Origin of the sequence: Planococcus sp. ANT_H30, from assembly GCF_008369335.1 — a bacterium.
GTDB classification, from domain to species: Bacteria; Bacillota; Bacilli; order Bacillales_A; family Planococcaceae; genus Planococcus; species Planococcus kocurii.
This window is the reverse complement of sequence record NZ_VOBJ01000003.1, coordinates 298,533-324,320: the sequence shown is the minus strand read 5'-3', so window position 1 is coordinate 324,320 and position 25,788 is coordinate 298,533. Positions and strand designations below refer to the sequence as shown.

The window sequence follows — 25,788 nt, the reverse complement described above, 5'->3', positions numbered from 1 at the left end:
ACGAATGACTCCAGATATGGTGATCAAACTAGCGGAACAATCAATTTTTACAGTGATTCTTATATCCGCTCCAATGCTGCTCATTGCGTTAGCTGTTGGATTATTGGTCAGCGTGTTCCAAGCGATGACACAAATTCAAGAACAAACCTTAGCGTTTATCCCGAAAATACTGGCGGTCTTTATCTCGCTCGTGGTCTTTGGCCCGTGGATGTTGACCTTGTTGCTAGATTACACACGGGACTTGTTTGAGCAGCTGCCAAGAATTATCGGGTAAACGGACATGGACAAAATTTTTGATATCTTGCCTTATTTTTTACTCATGCTCGTCCGTTTAACTAGTTTTTTTCTAATTGCTCCTATTTTCTCAATGCGAGGGGTGCCCGCTCAATTCAAAGTAGGCATCGCAGCATTTTTAGCGTTTGTCGCTGTGTCGACCTTGCCTATGGGCGAAACGATTCTTTTGGACTCGACGTATCTTTTGTTAATTATTAAAGAGCTGGCGACGGGTTTGGCACTCGGCTTCACTGCAGCTCTCGTGTTGTACACGGTTCAAATTGCAGGCGCTTTTATTGATTTTCAAATGGGCTTTTCGATGGCCAACGTGCTGGATCCACAAACCGGTGCGCAAGTGCCGATTATCGGTCATTTCAAGTACATGATGGCGTTGTTGTTCTTGTTAACTGTAAATGGTCATCATTTGATGTTAGACGGTGTGATGCAAAGCCTGCGCGTGTTTCCGGTAGAGCGATTAGCTATTTCGGTGAAAGCTGAAGACATCGCACAATTTATGACGGGCTTGTTTGCAGAAATGTTCTTGATTGCGTTGCAAATTGCCTTGCCAATCGTTGGCGCTTTGTTTTTAGTGGATATTGCCCTTGGTATTTTGGCGAAAACGGTGCCTCAGCTGAATATATTCGCTGTCGGGTTGCCGTTGAAAATTTTTGTCGGTTTTATCATGCTTTTTCTAACCATGCCCGTGTTTTTCTATATCCTGCAGGTTCTCTTTGAGAAACTCTTGGTGAGTATGGCTCAACTGATTCGTTTGTTAGGAGGAACGTAAGTGGCAACTAGATATCCCTTGGATTTGCAATTTTTTGCGGGTGAGAAAACTGAAAAAGCGACACCGCAAAAAAGGCAAGAATCCAAGCGGAAGGGCCAAGTAGCCAAAAGCCCGGAAGTCGCAGCTGCCATGATTATTATCGGGGGGATTGTGCTGCTGAATTCGCTCGGTGGCTGGATGATGGACCGAATTTTAGCTATTTACCGGATTCACTTTACGCAATATATTTCCTGGGAAATAACACCGGCCACCATTCGTACCTTGTTTGAGCAGATGGCCATGAATGCCTTTTTGTTGATGCTGCCTATCATGCTCGTCGGTATGGTCTTCGGCTTTCTCGGAAACTTTATCCAAGTGGGTGTTATTTTCACATCAGACCCCATCATGGCCAAGTTTGAACGACTAGATCCAATCAAAGGGGCAAAGCGAATATTTTCAATGCGCGCTTTAGTCGAGTTAGGGAAGTCCCTTTTGAAAATCGGCATTATCGGCGGCGCTGCATTTGGCGTATTGTGGGTAGGCAAAGATGAGTTATTTACGCTGTCACAAAAAAGCATTGGCTATTCGTTTTCTTTTATCGGTTCATTGGTTTTCCAAATGGGCTTGATTGCAGGACTGATCCTGCTGAGTTTATCTATCCTAGACTACATTTATCAGAAATACGAATTTGAAAAAGGCATCAAGATGTCAAAACAAGACATCAAAGATGAATACAAAAAAGCGGAAGGCGATCCGCTCATCAAATCAAAAATAAAAGACAAGCAGCGACAAATGAGCATGAACCGCATGATACAGGATCTGCCAAGTGCAGATGTGTTAATCACCAACCCCACGCATTACGCTGTCGCGATCAAGTACGATGCCGAAACGATGGAGGCTCCGGTCATCATCGCAATGGGCAAAGATCATTTGGCGCTGAAGATTAAAGAAAAAGCGAAAGAATTTGGAATTGTGACGATGGAAAACAAACCTCTCGCACGAGCACTGTATGCCCAAGTTGAAGTTGGGGATGCTGTACCGGAAGAATTGTTCCTAGCTGTGGCTGAGGTTTTAGCATATATTTACCGATTAAAAGGAAAAATCCGATAACCCGGATAGAGGAGGGACCCGCGTGAAATTCAGAGATTATGCCATCATGGTAGCCGTTATCATGATTGTGGTGATGATGGTCATCCCTCTTCCGCCGCTCTTGTTAGATGTGTTGATTATGATCAATATCAGTTTGGCACTAACGATCTTGTTAGTGGCTATGAATACAAAAGAACCTCTGCAATTTTCTATTTTTCCTACGTTACTGTTGTTAACAACTTTGTTCCGACTGGGGTTAAACGTTTCGACAACGCGTTCGATTTTGACCAATCAAACAGGTGGACAAGTGATTGAGACGTTTGGTTCGTTCGTTGTTGGAGGAAGCGCCATTATCGGGATCTTGGTATTCCTCATCTTAGTGATTATCCAGTTTCTCGTGATTACGAAAGGCTCCGAGCGAGTAGCCGAAGTGGCTGCACGATTTACGCTCGATTCCATGCCGGGTAAACAAATGAGTATTGACGCCGACCTCGGCGCAGGAATGATTTCGGATCAAGAAGCAAAAAGCCGTCGTGAAAAAGTAAGTTCAGAAGCAGACTTTTACGGGGCCATGGACGGTGCGAGTAAATTCGTTAAAGGAGACGCGATTGCCGGAATCATTATTACCCTCATCAACATCATTGGTGGCTTGCTAATCGGTGTCATGGTTCACAAATTGCCATTTGCAGAAGCAGCGCAGCTGTTTACGCTACTGTCTATTGGAGATGGCTTAGTTTCTCAAATTCCAGCGCTATTAATTTCGACAGCGATGGGTATTGTCGTCACACGTGCAGTATCAGACGGCAATTTAGGGTCAGATATCACAAAACAACTTTTCGCCTATCCAAAGATGTTGTATATTGTGGCCGGAACGTTAGTGATGTTTGCAGTTTTTACACCAATCAGTCCAATGCTCGTTGTGCCGATTGCGGGTGTCATCGCTTATGGTGCTTTCCAAATGCAAAAAACCTTGAAATCTGAGGAAAAACAGGAAGTTGAAATAGGCAAAGAAGATAAAGAAATAGCAGGAATGAAAAGTCCGGAAAGTGTCATTGATTTACTGCATGTGGATGCCATTGAATTTGAGTTTGGCTATGGATTAATCCCAATTGCCGACAAAAATCAAGGCGGCGATTTACTGGACCGTGTTATTATGATTCGTCGACAATGCGCGATGGAGCTAGGTATTGTCGTTCCCGTCATTCGGATCCGTGACAACATCCAACTGCAGCCGAATGAATACATGATTAAGATCAAAGGCAACCAAGTCGCATCAGGTGAAATTATGCTTGATCATTACTTAGCCATGAGTCCGGGCATTGACGACGAATCAGTAGAAGGCATTGAAACCGTGGAACCCGCCTTTGGTATGCCTGCTTTATGGGTCGATGAGGACATGAAAGAAGAAGCGGAAATGGCAGGTTACGCCATTGTTGATCCGCCGTCTGTTGTGTCTACTCATTTGACAGAAGTGATCAAACGCCACGCGCATGAATTAATCGGTAGACAAGAAGTAAAATCGCTCATTGAAAATATGCGCGAAACAGCACCAGCAGTAGTCGAAGAGTTAGTACCAAATTTAATGACCATTGGTGAAGTACAAAAAGTATTAATGAAACTTTTGAAAGAAAAAGTATCTATCCGCAATTTATTGGCCATTTTGGAAACGTTGGCAGATTACTCTACGCAAACAAAAGACGCAGATTTGTTGACGGAGTATGTACGTCAATCCCTATCACGTCAAATTACCTTGCAATACGCTACGCCAAAAGAGCCGTTGCAAGTGATTACAGCAGGCGCGAGTCTTGAAAAGAAATTCGCTGACTCTGTGCACCGGACAGAGCAAGGCAATTACTTGTCCATTGATCCAGAATCTTCTCAAACAATTTTCCAAAAGATCACAGAACAAGCGGCGCAACTGCAGCAAACCGGCGTTCAGCCCATTTTACTGACGTCTCCTGCTATCCGTATTTACATGAGACAATTCGTCGAGCGTTTTGCACCCGACCTGCCAGTGCTGTCCTATAACGAACTAGAGCCGGAGATTGAAATTCAAAGTGTTGGAGTGGTGAACGTCTCATGAGGTTGAAAACATATATCGTCAATACGATGGCGGAAGCACTCCCAATGATTAAAAAGGATCTAGGCGAAGATGCGTTGATTTTAAATACCAAAAAAATCAAGACAGGTGGATTTTTAGGTTTTTTCAAGAAAGAAAAATTAGAAATCACAGCTGGCGTTGATCCAATCCCGCCGAAAAAAGGATTGCCTACTGAAGCGAAATCTCCATCAAAGTGGAGTGATCCAAAAGACTCCTCAGCAGAATTGATCCATGAGTTAAAGAATATGAAACAATTTATGATGAAACAGATGAAAGAAGAGGATCTTCCTGAATCTCTTCGGTTGTTGAAAAAGCAATTGATTGCGCAAGAAATAGCGCCGGATATTTTGACAGACTTGCTAGCAAAATTGATCGCAAGAGATGAATTTAACACTGACCAAACGTTAGAGCGTGTTCAGCGCTTTGCTCGTGAAGAATTGGTCGCAATGATGGATTCGCATCAGTGTGATGAAATTACACAACAACCAGAAATTATTTGTTTTATCGGCCCAACAGGGGTTGGGAAAACAACGACAATCGCAAAAATTGCGGCTGGCTATCTGCTTGCAAAGGATAAAAAAGTGGGATTGATTACTGCGGATACTTACCGTATTGCGGCAGTTGAGCAATTAAAAACCTATGGCAGCATCTTGAATATTCCAGTTAAGGTAGTGGAGTCTTCTGCAGATTTAACGAAAGCAATCGAAGATTTTCATGACTGCGATATCATCTTAATGGATACGGCAGGCCGAAATTATCAGCAGACGCAATATATTGAAGACCTTAAGCAGTTACTGCCAACTGATAGTAAGGTACAGATTCACTTAGTATTGAGCTTAACTGCCAAATACGAAGATATGAAAAAAATAATTAATAATTTCCGCTCCATTTCTATGGATGAACTGCTATTGACTAAAAAAGACGAAACCAGTTCTTCGGGCGCTATCGTGAATTTGATTTGCCATTACGACATTCCGATACGCTATATCGCTAATGGCCAAAATGTACCGGATGACATTATGGCCTGCACACCGGAATTAGTAGCGGACTTCATCTTGGGAGAAAAAACTAATGCTTGATCAAGCCAACCAGTTAAGAGAAAAAATGCTGATAAAGCAATCGGATAAGCCTAGCAAAAAAACCGTTAAAAAAACACGAGTATTGGCAATCGCTAGTGGCAAAGGCGGAGTTGGAAAATCAAATTTCGCATTAAATTTTGGCTTAAGCCTTATTGAACAGGATAAAAAGGTATTGATTCTTGATGTTGATATGGGATTCGCTAATATTGATGTGTTACTTGATCAGATTCCACGTGAAACCATTGCTTCCATGATTGAAAAAGATTTGGCTGTTCGGGATATTATTGAAAAAGGTCCAAATGGCTTGCTGTTCATTTCAGGGGGCAATGGTTTTAACGAACTGTTTCGAATGGATGATCACAAACTGCATAAATTTTTTCAGGAACTGGCCACTTTACAGGGTGAAGTAGACTACATCATCTTGGATACGGGAGCAGGTTTGTCCTACGAAAATCTTCGCTTTATCTTAGCCGCTGATGACGTCATCTTAGTTACTACTCCTGAGCCAACGTCGATTACTGACGCCTATTCAGTCGTCAAGATGGTGCATGGCAAAGATCCAAATGTTCATATGAAGTTAGTAGTCAATCAATGCGTCAGTATCAAAGAAGGACAACAAACAGCTGATAACTTTACCCAAGCAGCAGCTCAGTTTTTAGGGAAAGAGATTGGTGCCTTGGGTTCTATCCCAAATGATTTACACGTGCCAGAAGCTGTCAAAAAGCAACAGCCGCTACTGCTGGTTTATCCGAATAGTGAATCGGCAGTGGCCATTCGTCAACTAACGGGTGAATTTCTACATCTCCGTGTTCCTTATAAACTGGGACTGAAAGGGTTTATTATGAAAATATTTTTTAAATAAGAGCGGCTTGACGCTTGGAAATGGTGGTGAAAATCATGCTGAATCCCAAATTATCAAAAGAAGAACTCTCCTGCTGGAGCGATTGGCAACAACACCAAGATCCAGAAGCTGGCGAATACTTGGTTGAACAATATCTTCCTTTGGTTGATTACGTGATTCAACGGTTCATGATCAGTTTACCGAAAACTGTGGAAAAAGATGATGTCCGCAGCTATGCCTATGAAGGATTACTCGATGCCTTAAGTAAATTCGATATCGAAAGAGATTTGAAATTTGAAACCTATGCTTCCTGGCGCATCAAAGGCGCGATTATTGACGGGTTGCGACATAGTGATTGGTTGCCGCGATCCGTTAGAGAAAAAGTAAAGAAAATTGAAAAAGCCTATCTTTTATTAGAGCAGCAAAATAGCGCTTCTGTGTCTGACGAGGAAGTTAGTTTGTATTTGGGTATTACGAAAGCTGAGCTTAATAAGACAGTTTCAGAAGCAGCGCTATCAACAATGATTTCAATGGATGACGAACACTTTGAAGAACGACGAACAGTGAAAAACCATCACGTAGGCTCGCCAGAACGCCATTTATCAGATCGAATGATGAAAGAATCGCTAGTTCGTGCCATTGAACGGTTGCCTGAAAAAGAAAAAATTACGGTGTCATTATGCTATTTTGAAGAAATGAAATTAACCGAAATTGCCGAAATTCTCGGCGTTAGTGTATCAAGAGTTTCACAGCTTCACTCAAAAGCTATGCTTCGACTGCATGCTTCGATTTTATCTGTACACGATCATTATTGAAGTGAAACTACCAAACAGAAGGCTAAGGTGATGGGGATGGAATGGCTATTGATAGCAGTTAGTACGGGGCTAGTGCTAATGAATATACGGCTGATGCTGATAGTAAAAAAACAGCACATAAATAACAGCTCACCTGAAATTCATGAAAAGATGGCCCAGTTTGTGGCCCAACTTGAAGAAGAAAACAATGAACTTTACAATAAATTAACTACTTACATAAAGAACAGCGAAACCCAACTCGTCGAACGCGTTGAACGATTAGAACAAACCAAGATTGAACAAATCGACAGTCCCGAAAAGTCTACTGTAGAAACAGAGAAAATCATTCAGCTGTCTAGACAAGGGTTTTCTTCGAGACAAATTGCTAAAGTGCTTCACGCCGACTTTGGCGAAGTAGAGCTTGTCCTTAATATGAACAATAAGCAGTACAGTAATTTAAAAGAAGAAGAGGTGCTGTAAATGCGTATTGATAGTCAGAGTACGATTCAAAACGACCGGCTGTTGAAACAAACGAATGGTAACAAGCCGAACGAACTTTTCTCAAATGCCATGAGAAAATCTCAGTCAAAGCTGCAAAATGATTCGTTAAATCAGTTGATGAATAATGTGGATACGCAAGGTCAAAAATTAGCCAATCAACGTACACTTGAAAATTTAGTGAATTATAAGCAAGCTGTTAAGCAATTTGTCTCAGAATCTGTGAGTTATGGTTTACATTTATCAGATGAGCAAAGTCTTACATCAGGCGGTAACTTAAAACCCCAACGAATTATCAAAATAATCGATAAAAAACTAATTGAAATTCAAGACGAAGTATTGAATAATGAAGAAGAAGGAATCGGTACTTTAGATCTAGTAGGAGAAATCAAAGGTCTGCTTGTAAATTTGTATATGTGACCGAGGATGGGGAGAGTGAAATGTCGGAAAATCGTCGCGAATTTTTTCGAGTTATTTTCAACCAGGCTTTGAATGGCAAGGTTTCAGTTTACGGAGGTAATTTTTTACCGGTCGAAATTTATGATGTTAGTGCCGGAGGTTTAGTGTTTTCTTCTGTACTTAATATTCCTTTGGGAGAAAGCGTACGCTGTAGTTTTGAACTAGTAGATAGCGCTTTCTTAATAGAAGGGACTGTTGTTCGAAAAGCGACAGGTATCGACGTGGTAGAATGCGGGGTTGAATTTTCTGTGGATCAAGGAACTTCCTCAGAGTTATTCAAGCAACTAAACCATTACCAAATCCGCAACCGAAAAAGTTTTCTGACGGATTAACTCTAGTACTTGATGAAAAGGGGCTATCCCAAAAGGTCATGAGCAATGACTTTTTGGGATAGCCCCTTTTGCCTACTGAAGAACAGTTAGATGTTCAATGCCATCAGCTAGTTTGGAGCTAAAATAAAAGATCATTTTGTAAGTGAAAGCAAAGATCAAAAGAGCCCTTGAATCTGAATCGCTGACGTCAATAGACTGGATATGAAAACTTGTACACCGAGTTCGAAATAGCTTAGTTCTTCTAACAGCAGGAATTTCTACAGAATATAGAGAAGTAATAGCATACAAAAAAGAAAAAGAAGGTGAAGCAAATAAAAGCGCCCGCAGAGATTCTTTCAGTTTGGCAGCAGTTTGATGGATTTCCCATGGAGACTTTGACAAAAGCTTGGTATTATCAGCGATCAGGCGACCAAAAGCAACGCGATGTCGAGCTCATGAAACAGCACCATGACCAATACGGTATCACAGGGAATTGTTTTGACTTGGCAATTTGGCTGTTAGCAGCTTTTGATGACGCACGGGTTAACGCTTATCCAATAGGCAGTAAGCTAGGAACAGTAGATGCTCACGCAGCTATCATAGCTGAAGACAGGGATGGGCGCAGATTTCTATGTGATTTGGGTGATCAGTGGATCCAGCCCATCTTAATAGATGGAGACAGTCAGAATTTTACAAGCAGTCAATTGTCTGGGTATTTTCCAGGAGCAGAAGTGCAAGTAAAGTCGGTTGGTCAAGAGGTTGAGATGGTCTATTACCGACCCAATGGCAAACAATCCCGTCAACTCTACAAGGTAAAGCCAGTGGAACGTCTCCAGTTTTTAGCGGCAGCTGAGTATTCTCAACATCATATCTCTCCTGAGCCGCTGGTCGAAGTTCGGCTGTATGAAAAAGGAGAGACGCGCCACTGGGAGTTTGATAACTGGAACAGTTTTTTGAGTACAAACACGGGACTTTATCACGATGAGCCGTTAGAAAATCTGGAGGATTGGGTAGATAGAATTCATGAGAAAACAAAGTATGATAAAGCATTTTTATTAGCATCTTTAGGGTTTTATGAGAAGCTGAATCTAGAAAGTAGCGAGACAGGAGAAGTCGAATGATCAAAGTGGTTATTTTTGATTTGGATGGCACATTATTGGACCGGGATAGTTCGCTGTTAGCGTTTGTAGATGAACAATACAACCGGTTAGATGAACACGTAAAGCATGTACCTAAGGCTCTTTTTAGTAATCGCTTTATCGAATTAGATGCCAAAGGATACGTTTGGAAAGACCGTGTTTATCAACAATTAATTGAAGAGTTAGAGATTGAAGGGATAACTTGGCAAACCTTATTAGAAGACTATGTAACCAATTTTAACAAGCATTGCGTACCGTTTCCGAATTTGACTGTGGTGCTTAAGAACTTAGCGAAGCAGTCGCTACGTTTAGGGATGATCACCAACGGCAGGGGACAGTTTCAGTTAGATAATATTCTGTCACTAAAAATTAGCGAGTATTTTGAAGAACTTTTGATTTCTGAATGGGAGGGAATGGCCAAACCCAATCCGGCTATTTTCCATAAAGCGCTGGCACGTTTCGGTGTTTCTCCGAACGAAGCTGTCTATATTGGAGATCATCCAAAAAATGATATACAGGCTGCAAAAGCAATAGGCATGAAAACGATCTGGAAAAAAAGTCAGCATTGGAGCTGCTTGGAGGCAGATGGAGAAATTGATCATTTACAGGAAATCAGCGAAGTGGTTAGGCGCTTAAATACAGAGAACTAATAGACCGAAGAGAGAACGCGGGAGGTGGCACAAACATGATACCTAAAAAGCAATTGCAATTTGAACTGACCGAATTTAAAGATGACCCAGAGTTTATGCGTATACCCGCTACAGAAAATTACGATTACTGGCTCTTGCTGATGGAGTATTTTTTAGCTAAGTCCGACACTTTTGAAATTCATTGCTTTAATGAGGAAGTGACGGCCATAAGAGAGATCACTTCTGACTTAATGGGATTGTTCGAAAGTAAAGAAAAACAAGGTATGACGATTTTTACAGGCTTTCTATCAGCAGATATCATGAAATTTCTGCTGACACGTCACCTCATAGACCAAAAGAGATTGGCATGGTTTTCAGTATTCTTGATCAGTGGGGACCAGCTTATTTTCACTTCTGAGCATTGGGGAACAGAGTTTTTTGTTCCAGACGTAACAGAAGAAGATTTGCTATTTATCAAACATGTGGCACCGGATGAGACGACATTCGACCATTATGAAGAAAATTAAAACTTCCACAGCTTAGTTGTGGAAGTTTTTTATTTTATGCAAAATATTCTTAAAAATCTGAAATTTGTTTGACTTTACTCCTTATTAAGACAATAATAAGAAGACAATCGTTTCTAAAATATGGAAGTAAACAGGGCGATTGTTACGGGTAATTATGCGTATACAGGTTTTGTCACCGCACGTGCTTTAATCTTCTCGTTTATGTACTAATCAACAGAGACAGCCAATTTGAAGATGGAGGAATGAAAATGAAAAAAACGACGATCAGTGCTATTATTTTCTTATTTATTTTTGGCTTTTTAGCAGCATGTGGGGCTGAAGACACATCAAAACCTGCTTCTGAAGGTGGAACAGAAGGAAAATCTGGCGGAGTGCTGGAACGAATGGAAGAATCTAAAGAATTAAATGTAGCATTTGAAGGTACGTATCCACCTTTTAATTTCATCGATGATAAAGATGAATTCCAAGGATTTGACGTTGATATTTCTAATGAGATTGCAGAACGTCTCGGTGTAAAAGCTAACTTTATCGCAACCAAATGGGACGGTTTGATCGGTGGACTAAAAGCGGATAAATTCGATATCATCATTAGCCAAATGACGGTGACAGAAGAGCGGAAAAAGAGTGTCGACTTTACCGACCCGTATGTAATTTCAGGATCAGTGCTAATTACACGTGAAGACACAAACGATATTACAAAGCTTGAAGACATCAAAGGAAAAAAAGTAGGCGTTGGTGGTGGAACAACTTTTGAAGACGTGGCGAATAGTGTAGAAGGCGCTGACGTGAAATTGTACAAAGCTGTAGGCGATTACATTCAAGATTTAACGAATAAGCGTCTAGATGTCATCATCAATGATCAATTACTGATTAGCTACAACATTAAAGAACAAAATCTTCCGATTAAAATTTCAAGCGATATTTTAAACAAAGACGAAATTGGCATGGCCGTTAACAAAGGCAACGAAGACTTTATCGAAAAAGCCAATGCCGCTTTAAGTGAAATGAAAGAAGATGGGACATACGATGAAATTTATAAAAAATGGTTTGGAACAGAACCGTTAGAAAACTAAACGTTCATTGATTGTCTGGAACAATTTCTTTGTCACAAATTTTGATGTTTTTTGTATAAGCGCCATAAGTGAGGGGTGGAGAAATGCATATCTTCGTTTTAGGGACAGGCATGATTGGCACAACAGTAGTAACAGAATTGGCTAAGTATGCTGGTGTAAAAACCATCACAGCTGTTGATATTAACCAAGCAAGCATCGACAAATGTCTAGCTATCGCTAACGATCCGCAAGTAATTGGTAAAGTAGCCGCATTAGCAACAGAAGCCGATATTGCTGAAGTGCTAAAAGGTGCTGACCTAGCGATTGGCTGCCTTCCTCACTCGTTAAGCTTGCCCGCAATAAAGGCAGCCATTTCTTCAAAATGTCATTTAGTTGATTTGGTGGGATCTCATTTTCCAGAAAAATTGGCATTGCATGAACAAGCACAGCAAGCAGGGGTTTTAATCGTCCCAGGTTGCGGAGTCGCACCCGGCATCACCAATTTCTTGGCGGCACAAGGAATTGAACTATTGGACGAAGCACAAGAAGCAATGCTAGCCTGTGGCGGAATTCCGAGATATCCGGATCCGCCTTTAGGGTATCAGGTCGTCTACCGTTTAGAAAGTCTACTTGGACTTTATACAAAACCAGCAACGATCATTCGAAACGGAAAAATTATGGAATTGGCTCCGCTATCCGACTTGGTAGAAATGACTTTTTCTGAGCCAGTGGGTTTATGTGAAACAGTCATTACCGACGCCCACAGTACGGCCTTTATGCTTCAGGGGAAAGTAGAAAACCTAGTAGAGCGAACTGTTCGGTACCCTGGGCATTGGGACAAAATGAGGGTATTAAGTGAACTCGGATTTCTGGATGAAACGCCGGTTGCTATTGAAGATACAGTCATCAGTCCAAAATTATTCGCTCAGAAAGTTTTGATACCAAAAATGTCAGGCCATTCAATTGAAGATATTACTGTTTTAAGAGTAGAAGTAAGCGGCATCAAGCACGGGGTTTCAACAAAACATACGTGGGAAATGATTGATTTATACGACCACGAACGGAAAATAACATCGATGGCTAAAACGACTGCTATTCCAGCGTTACTCATTTCACAATGGATTACCACTAAAAAAATAACAGAGACAGGCGTTATTCCAATCGAAGGTTTAATCGTTCAGGAACGATTCCATCCTTTTTTAACTGAATTGAGCCAATTAGGCATTGAGATTGAGTATAAAGAAGAAACTTTCGTTGAAAAGGAATAGCGTGTTACTTCTTGTCTAATGGGAGGATTTATGGATTTTACAATTGTGATTGATTCATTGCCATCGTTGCTCAAAGCGACAGGAATGACGATTTTTCTCGCAGCTATTTCAATTCTGATTGCGTTAGTTATCGGCTTCTTGACGGCCATTATTCGTATTTTAAAAGTAAAAGTAGTAAACGAAATTGCGAATGTTTATGTGTCTTTAATGCGTGGAACCCCGTTATTGGTACAAATTTTTGTTATTTATTATGGATTGCCTCAAGTTGGTATCGCCTTAGATCCTATTTCATCCGGTATTTTAGCGCTTAGTTTAAATGCAGGCGCTTATTTATCAGAGTCATTTAGAGCATCTATTTTGGCAGTGGACAACGGGCAAATGGAAGCTTCTATGTCAATGGGAATGACCTATTCTCAAGCATTAAAGCGAATTATCCTGCCGCAGAGCTTGCGGATTGCGATTCCGACATTATCCAATTCGTTTATTGTTTTAATCAAAGATACGTCGTTAGTGTCCGTTATCACGGTGACAGAATTGTTGCAGATGTCGAGCTTGATCATAGCGAAAACATTCGAGCCACTGACCATTTATTTAGTAGCTGCAGCGATTTACTGGATATTGATCTCATTTTTCACGAAATTATTGGATCGTTTGGAAATTCGATCATCCAAATACTTGGTCAGATAACATTTGGTTGCATAAAGTCTGCTCACTGTTAATGGGGAAGACTGGATAAAAGGAGATTGATCGGCATATGATAAAAGTTACTGGACTGGTCAAAAAATTTGGAGCTAACGAAGTGCTCAAAGGAATCGATTTAACCATTGATAAAAGCGAAGTGGTCGTCATTATGGGACCCAGTGGATCAGGGAAATCGACTTTGTTGCGGTGCTTGAATTTTTTAGAAGAGCCAACAGAAGGGCTTATTCAAGTTGGCGAATACAAAGTAAACGCGGGAGGCAAAATTGATCGTCACCGCAAAAAAGTAATTAGGGAATTGCGTAAGAAAACAGGCTTTGTTTTTCAATCGTTTAATCTGTTTCCTCATAAAACAGCGATTGAAAATATTATGGAAGGTCCGATTGCTATACATGGCAAAAGTCCTGAAGAAGCCAAAGCGATTGCTATTGAACTGCTTGCCAAAGTCGGGTTAGCTGATCGGGCTGATCACTACCCAGCACAATTGTCAGGTGGACAGCAACAGCGTGTAGCGATTGCTCGCTCTCTTGCGTTAGATCCTTTAGTGATGCTTTTCGATGAACCAACTTCAGCACTCGATCCGGAACTCGTACGTGAAGTGCTATTGGTTATTAAAAGTTTGGCAGAAGAAGGCATGACCTTGGTCATCGTGACGCACGAAATGAATTTTGCAAAAGAAGTTGCCGACCGCGTCGTGTTCATGGATGAAGGGCTGATTATAGAACAAGGTACTTCCAAACAGATTTTTGAAAATCCAAAAGAAGATCGAACCAAACAGTTTCTATCGAAAGTGGAAGCGATTGTCGCAGACTAAACAAACCCGGCCCGATAGATGGCCGGGTTTGTTATTGTACAATGAAGAAAAGGGAGTATGAAAATGGAAAATGAAAAAATACGTATTTACGATGAGAATGGAATTGCGCAAGGAGTTGCTACACGCCAGACTGTGCATGAAAAAGGGTGTTGGCATGAAACTTTTCACTGCTGGGTAGTAGGTCGTGAGAATAATAAAGATATCATTTACTTGCAGTTGCGTAGTAAAGATAAGAAAGACTTTCCAGGATTATTCGATATTACGGCAGCGGGTCATTTAATGGCGGACGAAGCAGTTCGAGACGGCGTTCGAGAAGTTCAGGAAGAGCTTGGACTCCAAGTCGATTTTGCAGAACTAACCTCTCTTGGAATGATTAAAGATCAAATAAACCTGCTGAACTTTACCGACAATGAGCGCTGTCACTGCTTTTTGTACCGGAAGCAAGACAACAATGACGATGCGTTTGAGTTGCAGACAGAAGAAGTTTCTGGCATAGCGAAAGTGGAATTTGAAGAACTGGCTGAATTAGTTATGGGTAAGAAGGAAGAAGTAGAGGTCGAAGGATTTGTCCCAGTTGCGGGTGAAAGTAGCAGATTTAAGAAGCAGATTGGCTTAAAAGATTTAGTTCCGCACAGTCAGGATTATTTGAAGAAGGTTATAAAGCAGATAGGTCTAGCATTAAAAAAATAGTTCCCAACAAAATTTTTGTGCCGTAAAATGGAGCTGTCTCATAGGCTTCTAAAATAAGACAGGCGGAGAAAAAGAAGTTCTTTTTCTCCGTCTGTTTTATTGAATCGTTGCCGATAATGTTGAACTCTCCGATACGACCGGACACGCTTTCTCCATCGATTTTGCATGGAGATTAAAAGAAGGAAACCAACAGACTGCCAATACAAAAAAACAAACCAATTTGCAAAAAAGATTTTCGGTTCGGGAATTCTCTGCGATAAGTGAGAGGAATGAGAGAGCGTTTTTCACTTTCTTGAATCACCTGATCTTTTTTATTTGTTTTTGCAAAAAAGTTTCGAGTACTCGTTAAGAAAGCTGTGAAAAACTGACCTTCGATTAAAATCATCATCGAATAGATCATAATTAATAGCAGTCCAACCAAGAACAAAGCATTGGCCCAGTTAATAAGAGACCAACTTTTATACAGAAAAAAAGATAACAGCATTGATGTGCTCAATGACGTTAGCAATAAAATAGCTTTGAAATTCATAGGTATTGATCCTTTCTTTTCATATCTAAACATTACCACGTAATTTATATTTTTGAAAATTTAAACATCTTGTTGCCTATTTATGCAATAACAATTATGATTAAATAGAATTATCAAAAAAATGGGGGTAGGAAAATGGGGAGAACGAGAAATACGCAAATTTTCATGATTCTGATTGCATTTGTTTTATTCTTATCGGGGTGCAATTTCAATTCTTCGGAAAGTTCGAAAGAAGAAAATGCAACAGAAGGAGAAGCTAAACAAGTACTTAATATTTCGACCACAGCAGACATTCCTACCTTAGATTCTACAAAAGCACACGATGGAATCGCCTTTACTGTATTGAATAACGTTAACGAGGGTCTTTACCGTCAAGATGAAAACAATGAACCAATTGAAGCGTTAGTAACAGACCACACAGAGAACGAGGATCAAAGCGTTCATACGTTTACTTTGCGCGATTCTAATTGGAGTAACGGTGATCCGGTTACCGCTCAAGATTTTGAATATGCTTGGAAACGCGTTATGAAAGATGCAAGCCCGTATAACTTCATGTTCGTAACAGCTGGAATCAAAAATGCTGAAGCCATCATGAATGAAGAAATGGATGCGGAAGAATTAGGAGTTAAAGCAATTGATGAGAAAACATTGGAAGTTACATTAGAAGCAGCGAACCCGTTGTTCCAGTCACTAATGACGTTCCCAACATTCTTGCCGCAAAATCAAAAATTTGTTGAAGAGCAAGGCGATCAATATGCACTAGAAGCAGAAAATATCCTTTTCAATGGACCATTCACATTAGTTGACTGGACGCATGAACAAGGGTGGAAATACGAAAAGAACGCAGACTACTGGGACGCAGACACGGTTAAACTTGACGCAGTCAACGCTTATGTTGTCAAAGACCCAGCAGCAGGGATTAACTTATACGAAACGAACAAAGTGGATCGCATTGTCTTGAGTTCAGAGGCAGTTGATCAAAACAAAGACGACGCGAACTTTGACACAATTTTAGAGCCGGAAATTATTTTCCTTCGCTTTAATCATAATCATCCAGTACTCGGCAATAAAAACATTCGTCAGGCAGTAAATATGGCGATCGATAAAGCGAGCTTAACAGATGTTATTTTGAAAAATGGTTCTACTGCATTAAATGGCGTGGTTCCAAAAGGCTTTTTCAAGTCACCATCGGGTGAAGATTTCCGTGACTTGAATGGAGATTTCAATACAGGAACAGTAGAAGAAGCTCAGAAGCTTTGGACAAAAGGGTTAGAAGAAACAGGAGCAACAGAAGTAGCCATCTCGATTAACATTGCCGATTCAGAAGACCATAAAAAAGTAGCTGAGTACATTCAAGCCCAGTTGGAAGACAATCTTCCAGGACTTAAATTGGATATCAAAGCAGTGCCATTCGCTCAGCGTTTGGAAATCGAAAAAGCCATTGAATACGATTTGTCTCTATCTTCATGGGGCCCAGATTATAGCGATCCGATGACTTATTTGGATATGTGGTTAGAAGGTGGATCGGCTAACCGTATGGATTATTCAAATCCTGAATTGGAAAAACTAGTAGCAGCAGCAAGAACGGAAACGGACCTTGAAAAACGTTACCAAATGCTATTAGATACTGAGAAAATTCTATTAGAAGAAGACGCAGCGATCGTACCACTTTATCAAGAAGGTGCTGCTGTCTTAATGAGAAGCAAAATCAAAAATCTATTGGTGCATCCAACGGGAGCTTCATTCTCTTATAAATGGGTGACGATCGAAGAATAAAACAGGTTTGCAGCTTATAGATACGAGGGTGTAGCCGATTAACGGGACATCCTCGTATTTTTAATGGCTCTAAGATTGCTCAGCATTTCGGCGTTATTACAGCCTTTGCCACTTCGCCAGAGCGTCTTATGCCCGGCAGAGCTACATGGGTGCTTGCGCTTTTCTTGTCTAGCTCCAGCACCCAGCTCTTTGGGTCATAAGCCACTCTAGCTGTGCGGCTGAAAACACGCCACTTCGCCAGAGCGTTTTATGCCCGGCAGAGCTACATGGGTGCTTGCGCTTTTCTTGTCTAGCTCCAGCACCCAGCTCTTTGGGTCATAAGCCACTCTAGCTGTGCGGCTGAAAACACGCCACTTCGCCAGAGCGTCTTATGCCCGGCAGAGCTACACGGGTGCTTGCGCTTTTCTTGTCTAGCTCCAGCACCCAGCTCTTTGGGTCATAAGCCACTCTAGCTGTGCGGCTGAAAACACGCCACTTCGCCAGAGCGTCTTATGCCCGGCAGAGCTACATGGGTGCTTGCGCTTTTCTTTCACATTATAGAACTGAGGTGTTCTTATGAAACGTTATTTATTGCAGCGGATTGGCTTTATGCTTCTTACGTTGTTCATTATTGTGACAGCGACTTTTTTCTTGATGCAGCTGTTACCCGGTACACCGTTTACTAATCCGGAAAAGTTAACGGATAGCCAATTAGCGATTTTAAATGCCAAGTATGGATTGGATCAACCTGTCGCCATTCAATACATACAGTATATTGGAAACTTACTTCAAGGTGATTTGGGTTATTCGTTCCAACACGAAGGACGAACGGTGACGAGTATGATCAGCGACCGGATTGGTCCATCGGCATTTATTGGCTTACAAGCATTAATTTTTGGTGCAATTGTTGGACTGGTTCTCGGAATCGTTTCAGCCTTAAAACATAATTCTATTTTGGATTATGGTTCCGTGACCTTGGCTGTATTGGGGATGTCGATACCGTCATTCGTTTTTGCGGCGTTGCTGCAGTATTATGTTGGTGTGAAATTGGAGTGGCTACCGGTTGCCTTGTGGGAAGGATATTCCAGTACACTGTTACCGTCGATTGCTTTATCGGTAACGGTTACTGCAACTGTCGCTCGGTTTATCCGCAGTGAAATGCTGGAAGTTATCGGTCAGGATTACATTATTACTGCCAGAGCGAAAGGCTTGAAAGAACAACAAGTTATCGTCAAGCACGTTATCCGCAACGCGCTGATTCCGGTTGTGACGATGCTTGGACCACTTGCCGTATCGATTATGACAGGTACCTTGGTTATTGAAAAAATATTCGCTGTACCGGGACTTGGTGAGCAGTTTACGTTATCGATTTTGGTATTGGATTATAGCGTCATTATGGGAATCACTATTTTCTACAGTGCGCTGTTTATTTTTGTGGTCTTTGTGGTCGATATTATTTATAGTTTCTTAGATCCACGCATCAATTATAAGGGGGATTCAGCATGACAAAAAAACCTTCGAAAATCCCCTCACATCAAGATTTGCAGGTGCAAAACCAGTATGCTTATGATGAAATTCCGTCAGACTTATTTGTTAAAGCACCACTGGATCAACGAAAAAGTGAAGAAATTGGTACACCGTCAGTATCTTTTTGGAAAGAAGCTTTTCAGCGTCTTATTAAAAACAAAGGTGCAATGATTTCATTGATCATGCTTGTATTACTAATTGTTTTAGCGCTAATCGGACCTGGAATGAATGACTTTTCCTATCGCGAACAAAACTTAGTGCATTCCAATATGCCGCCGAAAGTGCAAGGCTTGGAATGGCTTGGATTTAACGGTCAGAATTCCCAAGGTGTCGATCAATATGCCGAACGTGATGTCCAGATTAATTATTGGTTTGGAACAGATGAATTTGGTCGAGATTTGTGGACACGCGTTTGGAAAGGGACACAAATCTCGCTGTTTATAGCATTGGTGGCAGCCTTTTTGGATTTAGTGATTGGCGTCATTTATGGCGGTATTTCTTCTTTTTACGGAGGACGCATTGATAATGTGATGCAGCGCATTATCGAAATTCTCATGGGGATTCCAAACTTGATTGTCATCATTCTCTTTATCTTGGTGCTAGAACCGGGCATTACCTCTATTATTTTGGCGATGGTCATTACTGGCTGGGTTGGAATGGCACGTGTGGTTCGTGGCCAAGTGCTGCAATTAAAAGGGCAGGAATTTGTTTTGGCTTCGCGAACACTGGGTGCTTCAAATCCGCGTTTGATCTCAAAGCATTTGTTGCCGAACGTGATGGGTCCAATTATTGTTACCGTGATGTTCACCATTCCAACTGCTATTTTCTTTGAAGCATTCTTAAGCTTTATCGGTCTTGGCTTGCAGGCACCACTGGCGTCGCTTGGTGTATTGATTGAAGACGGCTATAAATCGATGCGTTATTTTCCTTATAAATTGATTTTCCCGGCGTTAGTGATCAGCATTATTATGATTTCTTTCAATCTGCTTGGTGATGGACTGCGTGATGCATTAGATCCGAAAATGAGAAAGTAGGGGAGGGCCCATCATGAGCAATACTATTTTGACGGTTGATAATTTACATGTAGCGTTTAAAACCCAAACCGGTAAACTGACAGCTGTACGAGGTGTAAACTTCGAGTTGAAAAAAGGGGAAACATTAGCGATTGTGGGAGAATCGGGTTCGGGGAAATCCGTAACCGCCAAATCGATTATGCAGTTATTGCCAACAGCTACTACCGAAGTGACAAAAGGCGACATTGTTTATAATGGTGAAAGTTTGTTGAAGATGTCGAAAAGCCAAATTACCAATTTGCGTGGCTCGGAAATTTCGATGGTCTTTCAAGATCCCATGACTTCACTAAACCCAACGATGAAAGTCGGTAAACAAATTATGGAAGGTGTTCAGCGTCATGAGCGACTAACAAAAGCTCGTGCCCGTGAACGTGCGCTGGATATGCTAAAGCTAGTTGGAATTCCGCAAGCGGAAAAACGGCTGGATAATTACCCGCATCAGTTTTCTGGAGGAATGAGGCAGCGTGTGGTCATTGCGCTGGCACTTGCCTGTAATCCGAAAGTATTGATCGCGGATGAACCGACAACTGCGCTCGATGTAACAATTCAAGCACAAATTCTTGAATTGATGAAAGATCTGCAAAAGAAAACGGATACGGCCATTATTTTAATCACACATGACTTGGGTGTAGTCGCCAATATGGCAGATCGCGTAGCTGTTATGTATGGCGGCAAAATCGTTGAGCAAGGGACGGTGGATGAAATTTTCTACAATCCGCAGCATCCGTATACGCTCGGACTGTTGCAATCCATGCCGAAGTTAACTGAAGATCGTGAGCAGCCGTTACTGCCGATTGCCGGGTCACCACCTAATCTGGCAACGCTTGGAGAAGGCTGTGCGTTTGCGGCAAGGTGCCCGCATACAATGACGGTATGCCATACGTATACACCGCAAGATACGGTATCTGAAACAGGGCATTCTGTGGCTTGCTGGCTTCAGGACTCACGGGTTACCACATCATCTGATCGCTCTGAATTTGTAGAAGCAGGACATTCTTCATCTTAAATGCAAAAAACCAGTAAAGCCGAAGTTGGCCTTACTGGTTTTTTTATATTTTATTTGAACAAGGCGGGAATACCGTTCATTAAGGTGTAAACACCCATCCAAGACATGGCTACCACAATGATGAGTCCAAAAATGGTCATCCATAAAGGATGTTTATAGTCACCAACGATTTTGACTTTATGCGCAGCAATTAGCATAACGCCGAGTGCAATGGGTAAAATCAATCCATTTACAGACCCGACAAGAACCAATATGACTACAGGCTTACCAATAATGACGAAAACAAGTGTAGAAATAAGGATAAAGCTGATGGTTAATGCACGATGATATTTTTCAAGAAGTGGACTGAATGTCCGAATAAATGATACCGAAGTGTAAGCTGCTCCTACAACGGAAGTGACAGCTGCAGCCCACATCACAATTCCAAACATTTTATAGCCGACATTCCCCGCTGCTAACTGGAAAACCGAAGCGGGTGGATTAGACGGATCCAATGAAAGTCCTTGAGAAACAACACCGAGAACTGCTAGAAACAGAATGATGCGCATAAGTGAGGCAATAGCAATGGCGTAAATTGAGCTTCTCGTTACTTCGGGCAATGCTTCTTTACCAGTCAATCCTGCGTCCACTAAACGATGTCCACCGGCGAAAGTGATGTATCCACCAACTGTTCCACCGACCAACGTAACAATCGCAAAGATATCAATCGTATCTGGAATAAATGTTTTCGTAATGGCTTCACCGATCGGCGGTTGTGCAGTGATCATCACATAAACGGTTAACCCGATCATAACAAAGCCGAGGACTTGCGCGAAGCGGTCCATTGCTCGTCCGGCTTCTTTTACGACAAAAATACCGATGGCGAGCACACCACTTAAAATGGCGCCGGTTTTCGGATCGATTCCAAATAACACGTTTGTGCCGAGTCCAGCTCCACCGATGTTCCCAATATTAAAGGCCAGTCCACCCATCACTACTAGTAAAGCCAGAAAATAGCCAAGGCCCGGTAAGACGTCATTGGCAATATCTTGAGCGCGTTTTCCAGACACGGCAATGATGCGCCAAATATTCGTTTGTGCACCAATATCAATAATGATGGAAATTAAAATAACAAATCCGAAAGAAGCCAATAAGGTTTCGGTGAAAACGGTTGTTTGTGTTAGAAAGCCAGGTCCAATCGCGGAAGTGGCCATTAGGAAAGCCGCACCAAGCAAAACGCTACGATTCGTATTCTTCATCTTCTTTACATTATTCATCAAAATCCCCCCTTAGTTTGTCTTAAACAAAGTCGCCTATTTTCACAATATGAATGTCCGATTCTTTTAAGGATTTTGAAATCTGAAGGGCAAAAGCAAGTGCGTTGATGCCGTCTCCGTGTATACAAATCGTCTCTGCTTCAAGCGCAACATCGGTTTGTTCAACAGTGGCGACTTTGTTTTCTTTAACCATGCGAACGACTTGATTGATGGCGATTTGTGGATCGGTAATTAAGGCATGGCTCTCAGTTCTTGGTGTTAACGAGCCGTCAATTTGATAAGTTCGGTCTGAAAAGACTTCATTCGCAGTGCGTAAGCCGATTTTTTCTCCAGCTTTAATAATTTCACTGCCCGACAGTCCGAACAGTATCAATTCCGGATCGATTTTATAGACAGCTTCTGCAATCGCTTCAGACAATGACGCGTTTTTGACCGCCATGTTGTAAAGGGCACCGTGCGCTTTGACGTGCTGCAACTGGCCCCCTTCAGCTTTTACAAAGCCGGATAAAGCACCGATTTGGTAAACGACCAAATCGTAAGCTTCTTGAGGAGACAGAGCCATGTTGCGACGTCCAAACCCTACTAAGTCTTGAAGCCCGGGATGAGCCCCCATGCCGACGTTTTTCTCGAGCGCCAGTTTAACGGTTTTTCGCATAATTGAAGGGTCACCAGCATGAAATCCACAAGCGATGTTTGCTGATGTTACGTAATCAAGTATTTCCTCGTCATTGCCCATCTGGTAAGCGCCAAAACTTTCACCCATGTCGCAGTTTAAATCTACTTTAAAAGTCATGTCCATTCCTCCTGTTTTAATTGAATTGCGGCTTTGACTTGCCGAATGTATTGTTCTTGTTCAACCAAGCGCTGTTGCGCATCTAGTAAAGAGATCTCTTTAAAGCGTAGATGTTGCCCTTGTTTCAACTGGCTAATGAGCGGCAAGTCGACAGAGATAATCTGTCCAATTTTCGGATAGCCGCCCGTTGTTTGACGATCTGCAAGCAGGACAATCGGATTGCCGTCGGCGGGAACTTGTACAGAACCAAAAGCCACCGCCTCTGAAATCAATTCGGTGGGATGCTCCAAAGCTAGACCGGCGCCTTCGAGTCGGTAACCCATGCGGTCTGAATCCGAAGAAACGGTAAATACGTCATTAAAAATTCGGTTTTTACTGTCTTCATTGAATAAATTAAATTGCTTTCCTTTGATCATTCGAAGAACGGGTTCTTCAAAATAACGAGCCGGCGGGACTAGCCAGTCGAACTCATTGTCGCTAGTATGCTGGAATGCTAGGGATTGTTGTTGGGTTATGTTTCCTATCGGAATTTCATCCCCTTTTTTTAAGGCACGTCCACAAAATCCACCAATTCCGGCACGCAGATACGTAGATTTGCTGCCCATTATTTCGGGAACATCAATGCCACCAGCTACTGCTAAATAACTCCGCGCACCAATTATAGGCTTACCAAACGTTAGGGTACTGCCTTTGTTGATCGGGTGCATCCGCCACATAGTTACCGGGGCACCATCTAGTTGAGGGCTCAAATCTCCGCCGCACAGAGCAATGACCGCATTTTCGGTAAATTCAATGGTTGGCCCCACTAATGTAATTTCGAGGGTCGCTGCTTGTTCCGCGTTACCGACTAATAAATTGGCTAGACGGTGTGCGAAAGGATCCATGACGCCGCTAGCAATCACGCCGTATTTCTGAAAACCGGTCCTACCTAAGTCTTGAACGGAAGTCTGTAACCCACTTTTAAGGATTTTCAGCATCTGGCTTTTCCTCCCATGCATCATAGTCTTCTTTGGAAATTTCTTTGAAAACAATTTGGTCACCTGCACGAAGTAAACTCGGAACATCGTTTTCAGGAAGAAAGAGTCGAATCGGCGTTCTGCCAATCAATTGCCACCCACCAGGAGTTTCAATCGGGTAGACGCCCGTTTGCAGACCGGCAATGCCGACTGTCCGTTCCAGAATGCGGAGACGCGGAGAATCGCGTCTCGGAGCTGCAATTTTTTCAGACATGCCACCGATAAAGGGAAAGCCGGGTGCAAAACCAATCATATGTACTGAATAAGTGCCGGAAGTGTGGATATCAATAACTTCACGTGGAGTCAGTTTGTTATGTCGCGCTACAAATTCGAGATCAGGCCCAAACTCGCCGCCATAGCACACGGGAATTTCAATGGTGGTGGTTTTGACTGCCAAATCTTCACCTAGATGTAATAGCAGTCTTTCTAGTTCAATTTTTACTTTATCGTAAAGCGCCAAGATGGGATTATAAAAGACCGTTACGGTTACGAACGCAGGAATAAATTCAATCATCCAATCGGGTTTTTGCTTTTCTAGTAAAGTCGATACTCTCCTAACCGCTTGTTTAGTTTGCTCATTGATTTCATGGCCAAACTCGATGACAATTGCTTGGTCGCCGAGTGGCGAAAAAGAAATATTCACCTAGATCTCCTCGTTTCCTGATTATTCTTACTTGTTCATTCTAGTATAGGGGAGGTTGGACAGTATTTGAACGCTTTTGGACAGTATTTTACAAATTTGGACAGTATTTCGGCTAAATTCGACAGTATTTGTGCTGATTTGGACAGTATATCCATTAATTGGAATAAGTTCATCTTTAATTATAAATAAACAACAAAAAAGAAGCCGCTCAAATGACCGCGACTTCTTGCTTTTATTCGTCAATATTCACTTTTTGGGTAGCATCGGCACCGTTAAAGAATTCAGCAGAGATTTCGGCGATTGTGCCATCTTCTAGCATTTCTTCGATAACGCGATCGACGTTCTCAGCTAGTTCGTCGTTGTCTTTGTTCATGACGACGCCAACTTCGGAAGGGCTGTACTTTAGATCTGGATGGATGACGATATCCAGCTCTGGAAACGCTGCAATGGCTAAAGTTTGCAAGTAATAATCATTTAAAATGACATCTGTTCGTCCAATGGCGACGTCACGTAAATACGTTTCGTTTGTCGCGTTGTCGTAGACGACTTCTTCAGCGCCATATTCGCGTGCAGTTTCCATGTAGACAGAAGTTGAAGCACCGGCTGCTTTTTTGCCTTCCAAATCTTCTAATGTCTTGATTCCTGATAAATCTTCTGAACGGACGATTGCTGTTCCGTACGAATATTTAATCGGTGTAGAGAAGATGAAATTTTCTGCGCGGTCTTCTGTGATTTCAATATCATTTGAAGCCAGATCGACTTGTCCTGTTTGAACAGACGTTAACATTTCATCAAAACCAAGCTCTGTGAATTCAATGTCCAATTCCAAGCGCTCACCAATTTCACGAACCACCTCTACTTCAAAGCCAGTTAATTTGTCTGACCCTTCTTCGCGGTAGGATGTTGGAAACAAGGTACCTGATGTGGCAACTGTTAAGCTACCTTTGTCTTGGATTTCATCCCATGCGGATGCCTTTTCTTCAGAAGCTGTATCGTCATCATTTCCACAAGCTGCAAGCAGCGATAATACGGCTAAACCAGCAACTACGGATACTTTTTTACCGAAAGATGAGTTTTTCAATTACTATTCCTCCTATAATTTTTTAGCAATTAAAACATAGCATTATTGAAGAGTAGTGGCAATGGTCAGATTTTAAAATT

General features: G+C 41.8%; 28 protein-coding genes. 22 read left to right on the top strand and 6 right to left on the bottom strand.

Annotated elements, in window-relative coordinates:
* Nucleotides 1-4 precede the first annotated feature (4 nt).
* From fliQ to FQ085_RS09965, 18 genes are all read left to right on the top strand, one after another.
* Complete coding sequence (fliQ, locus tag FQ085_RS10050; protein ID WP_049693911.1) at nucleotides 5-274, top strand: flagellar biosynthesis protein FliQ; 270 nt, start codon at nucleotides 5-7, stop codon at nucleotides 272-274.
* A gap of 6 nt (nucleotides 275-280) precedes the next feature.
* Nucleotides 281-1,060 carry a flagellar biosynthetic protein FliR gene (gene fliR, locus FQ085_RS10045; RefSeq protein WP_058386655.1) on the top strand — a complete coding sequence of 260 codons (780 nt, stop codon included), beginning with the start codon at nucleotides 281-283 and terminating at the stop codon, nucleotides 1,058-1,060.
* The gene (flhB, locus tag FQ085_RS10040; RefSeq protein ID WP_058386654.1) at nucleotides 1,061-2,149 is read left to right on the top strand and encodes a flagellar biosynthesis protein FlhB; all 1,089 of its coding nucleotides are present in this window, start codon (nucleotides 1,061-1,063) and stop codon (nucleotides 2,147-2,149) included.
* A gap of 22 nt (nucleotides 2,150-2,171) precedes the next feature.
* Nucleotides 2,172-4,211 carry a flagellar biosynthesis protein FlhA gene (gene flhA / locus FQ085_RS10035; RefSeq protein WP_058386653.1) on the top strand — a complete coding sequence of 680 codons (2,040 nt, stop codon included), beginning with the start codon at nucleotides 2,172-2,174 and terminating at the stop codon, nucleotides 4,209-4,211.
* Nucleotides 4,208-5,308, top strand: a complete 1,101-nt coding sequence (gene flhF, locus FQ085_RS10030; RefSeq protein ID WP_058386652.1) for a flagellar biosynthesis GTPase FlhF — start codon at nucleotides 4,208-4,210, stop codon at nucleotides 5,306-5,308. The genes flhA and flhF overlap by 4 nt, the downstream gene beginning before the upstream one ends.
* On the top strand, nucleotides 5,301-6,170 hold the full coding sequence (locus FQ085_RS10025; protein ID WP_058386651.1) for a MinD/ParA family protein: 870 nt from the start codon (nucleotides 5,301-5,303) through the stop codon (nucleotides 6,168-6,170). Before flhF ends, FQ085_RS10025 begins: the two co-directional genes overlap by 8 nt.
* A 35-nt stretch (nucleotides 6,171-6,205) precedes the next feature.
* A complete protein-coding gene (locus tag FQ085_RS10020; protein WP_058386989.1) occupies nucleotides 6,206-6,964 on the top strand; it encodes a FliA/WhiG family RNA polymerase sigma factor in 759 nt (252 codons plus the stop codon).
* A 30-nt stretch (nucleotides 6,965-6,994) separates the two neighbouring features.
* Nucleotides 6,995-7,423, top strand: coding sequence for a DUF6115 domain-containing protein (locus FQ085_RS10015; protein ID WP_237150192.1), 429 nt, complete (start codon nucleotides 6,995-6,997; stop codon nucleotides 7,421-7,423).
* Entirely contained in the window at nucleotides 7,424-7,861 is a 438-nt protein-coding gene (locus FQ085_RS10010) for a YaaR family protein (RefSeq protein ID WP_058386650.1), read from the top strand.
* A 20-nt stretch (nucleotides 7,862-7,881) separates the two neighbouring features.
* A complete protein-coding gene (locus FQ085_RS10005; protein ID WP_058386649.1) occupies nucleotides 7,882-8,232 on the top strand; it encodes a PilZ domain-containing protein in 351 nt (116 codons plus the stop codon).
* Nucleotides 8,233-8,597: 365 nt separating this feature from the next.
* The gene (locus tag FQ085_RS10000) at nucleotides 8,598-9,332 is read left to right on the top strand and encodes a hypothetical protein (protein ID WP_058386987.1); all 735 of its coding nucleotides are present in this window, start codon (nucleotides 8,598-8,600) and stop codon (nucleotides 9,330-9,332) included.
* Nucleotides 9,329-10,000 (top strand): HAD family hydrolase, encoded by a 672-nt coding sequence (locus tag FQ085_RS09995; RefSeq protein ID WP_058386648.1) that lies wholly within the window; start codon nucleotides 9,329-9,331, stop codon nucleotides 9,998-10,000. Before FQ085_RS10000 ends, FQ085_RS09995 begins: the two co-directional genes overlap by 4 nt.
* Nucleotides 10,001-10,035: 35 nt before the next feature.
* Nucleotides 10,036-10,506 carry a hypothetical protein gene (locus FQ085_RS09990; RefSeq protein ID WP_058386647.1) on the top strand — a complete coding sequence of 157 codons (471 nt, stop codon included), beginning with the start codon at nucleotides 10,036-10,038 and terminating at the stop codon, nucleotides 10,504-10,506.
* A 248-nt stretch (nucleotides 10,507-10,754) separates the two neighbouring features.
* Nucleotides 10,755-11,579: a transporter substrate-binding domain-containing protein gene (locus FQ085_RS09985; RefSeq protein WP_058386646.1), complete on the top strand. Its 825-nt coding sequence runs from the start codon at nucleotides 10,755-10,757 to the stop codon at nucleotides 11,577-11,579.
* An 83-nt stretch (nucleotides 11,580-11,662) separates the two neighbouring features.
* Nucleotides 11,663-12,826, top strand: coding sequence for a saccharopine dehydrogenase family protein (locus tag FQ085_RS09980; protein ID WP_058386645.1), 1,164 nt, complete (start codon nucleotides 11,663-11,665; stop codon nucleotides 12,824-12,826).
* A gap of 30 nt (nucleotides 12,827-12,856) precedes the next feature.
* On the top strand, nucleotides 12,857-13,513 hold the full coding sequence (locus FQ085_RS09975) for an amino acid ABC transporter permease (RefSeq protein ID WP_058386644.1): 657 nt from the start codon (nucleotides 12,857-12,859) through the stop codon (nucleotides 13,511-13,513).
* A gap of 67 nt (nucleotides 13,514-13,580) precedes the next feature.
* Entirely contained in the window at nucleotides 13,581-14,339 is a 759-nt protein-coding gene (locus tag FQ085_RS09970) for an amino acid ABC transporter ATP-binding protein (protein ID WP_058386643.1), read from the top strand.
* A 63-nt stretch (nucleotides 14,340-14,402) separates the two neighbouring features.
* Complete coding sequence (locus tag FQ085_RS09965; protein ID WP_058386642.1) at nucleotides 14,403-15,029, top strand: NUDIX hydrolase; 627 nt, start codon at nucleotides 14,403-14,405, stop codon at nucleotides 15,027-15,029.
* Between the two features lie 172 nt (nucleotides 15,030-15,201).
* Here the strand turns inward: FQ085_RS09965 and FQ085_RS09960 are convergent, their stop codons facing one another.
* Complete coding sequence (locus FQ085_RS09960) at nucleotides 15,202-15,558, bottom strand: DUF3899 domain-containing protein (protein ID WP_058386641.1); 357 nt, start codon at nucleotides 15,556-15,558, stop codon at nucleotides 15,202-15,204.
* Between the two features lie 135 nt (nucleotides 15,559-15,693).
* Here FQ085_RS09960 and FQ085_RS09955 point away from each other — a divergent pair, with 135 nt between their 5' ends.
* The 4 genes from FQ085_RS09955 (at nucleotide 15,694) to FQ085_RS09940 (ending at nucleotide 20,919) form a co-directional block, all read left to right on the top strand.
* Nucleotides 15,694-17,334, top strand: coding sequence for a peptide ABC transporter substrate-binding protein (locus FQ085_RS09955; RefSeq protein ID WP_058386640.1), 1,641 nt, complete (start codon nucleotides 15,694-15,696; stop codon nucleotides 17,332-17,334).
* A 555-nt stretch (nucleotides 17,335-17,889) separates the two neighbouring features.
* Nucleotides 17,890-18,819 (top strand): ABC transporter permease, encoded by a 930-nt coding sequence (locus FQ085_RS09950; protein ID WP_058386639.1) that lies wholly within the window; start codon nucleotides 17,890-17,892, stop codon nucleotides 18,817-18,819.
* The gene (gene opp3C / locus FQ085_RS09945; protein ID WP_058386638.1) at nucleotides 18,816-19,874 is read left to right on the top strand and encodes an oligopeptide ABC transporter permease; all 1,059 of its coding nucleotides are present in this window, start codon (nucleotides 18,816-18,818) and stop codon (nucleotides 19,872-19,874) included. The genes FQ085_RS09950 and opp3C overlap by 4 nt, the downstream gene beginning before the upstream one ends.
* 13 nt (nucleotides 19,875-19,887) lie before the next feature.
* Nucleotides 19,888-20,919: an ABC transporter ATP-binding protein gene (locus FQ085_RS09940; RefSeq protein WP_071154114.1), complete on the top strand. Its 1,032-nt coding sequence runs from the start codon at nucleotides 19,888-19,890 to the stop codon at nucleotides 20,917-20,919.
* 50 nt (nucleotides 20,920-20,969) lie between these two features.
* On the opposite strand, the gene FQ085_RS09935 is transcribed toward FQ085_RS09940, so the two are convergent.
* The 5 genes from FQ085_RS09935 to FQ085_RS09915 all read right to left on the bottom strand — a co-directional run bounded on the left by FQ085_RS09935 (nucleotide 20,970) and on the right by FQ085_RS09915 (nucleotide 25,708).
* Nucleotides 20,970-22,175, bottom strand: coding sequence for an NRAMP family divalent metal transporter (locus tag FQ085_RS09935; protein ID WP_058386636.1), 1,206 nt, complete (start codon nucleotides 22,173-22,175; stop codon nucleotides 20,970-20,972).
* A 22-nt stretch (nucleotides 22,176-22,197) separates the two neighbouring features.
* On the bottom strand, nucleotides 22,198-22,968 hold the full coding sequence (locus FQ085_RS09930) for a LamB/YcsF family protein (RefSeq protein WP_149456503.1): 771 nt from the start codon (nucleotides 22,966-22,968) through the stop codon (nucleotides 22,198-22,200).
* The gene (locus tag FQ085_RS09925) at nucleotides 22,965-23,945 is read right to left on the bottom strand and encodes a 5-oxoprolinase subunit C family protein (RefSeq protein WP_149456502.1); all 981 of its coding nucleotides are present in this window, start codon (nucleotides 23,943-23,945) and stop codon (nucleotides 22,965-22,967) included. The genes FQ085_RS09930 and FQ085_RS09925 overlap by 4 nt, the downstream gene beginning before the upstream one ends.
* Nucleotides 23,929-24,627: a 5-oxoprolinase subunit PxpB gene (pxpB, locus tag FQ085_RS09920; RefSeq protein WP_149456501.1), complete on the bottom strand. Its 699-nt coding sequence runs from the start codon at nucleotides 24,625-24,627 to the stop codon at nucleotides 23,929-23,931. Before pxpB ends, FQ085_RS09925 begins: the two co-directional genes overlap by 17 nt.
* 232 nt (nucleotides 24,628-24,859) lie before the next feature.
* Nucleotides 24,860-25,708, bottom strand: coding sequence for a transporter substrate-binding domain-containing protein (locus FQ085_RS09915; protein ID WP_149456500.1), 849 nt, complete (start codon nucleotides 25,706-25,708; stop codon nucleotides 24,860-24,862).
* Between the last annotated feature and the right edge of the window lie 80 nt (nucleotides 25,709-25,788).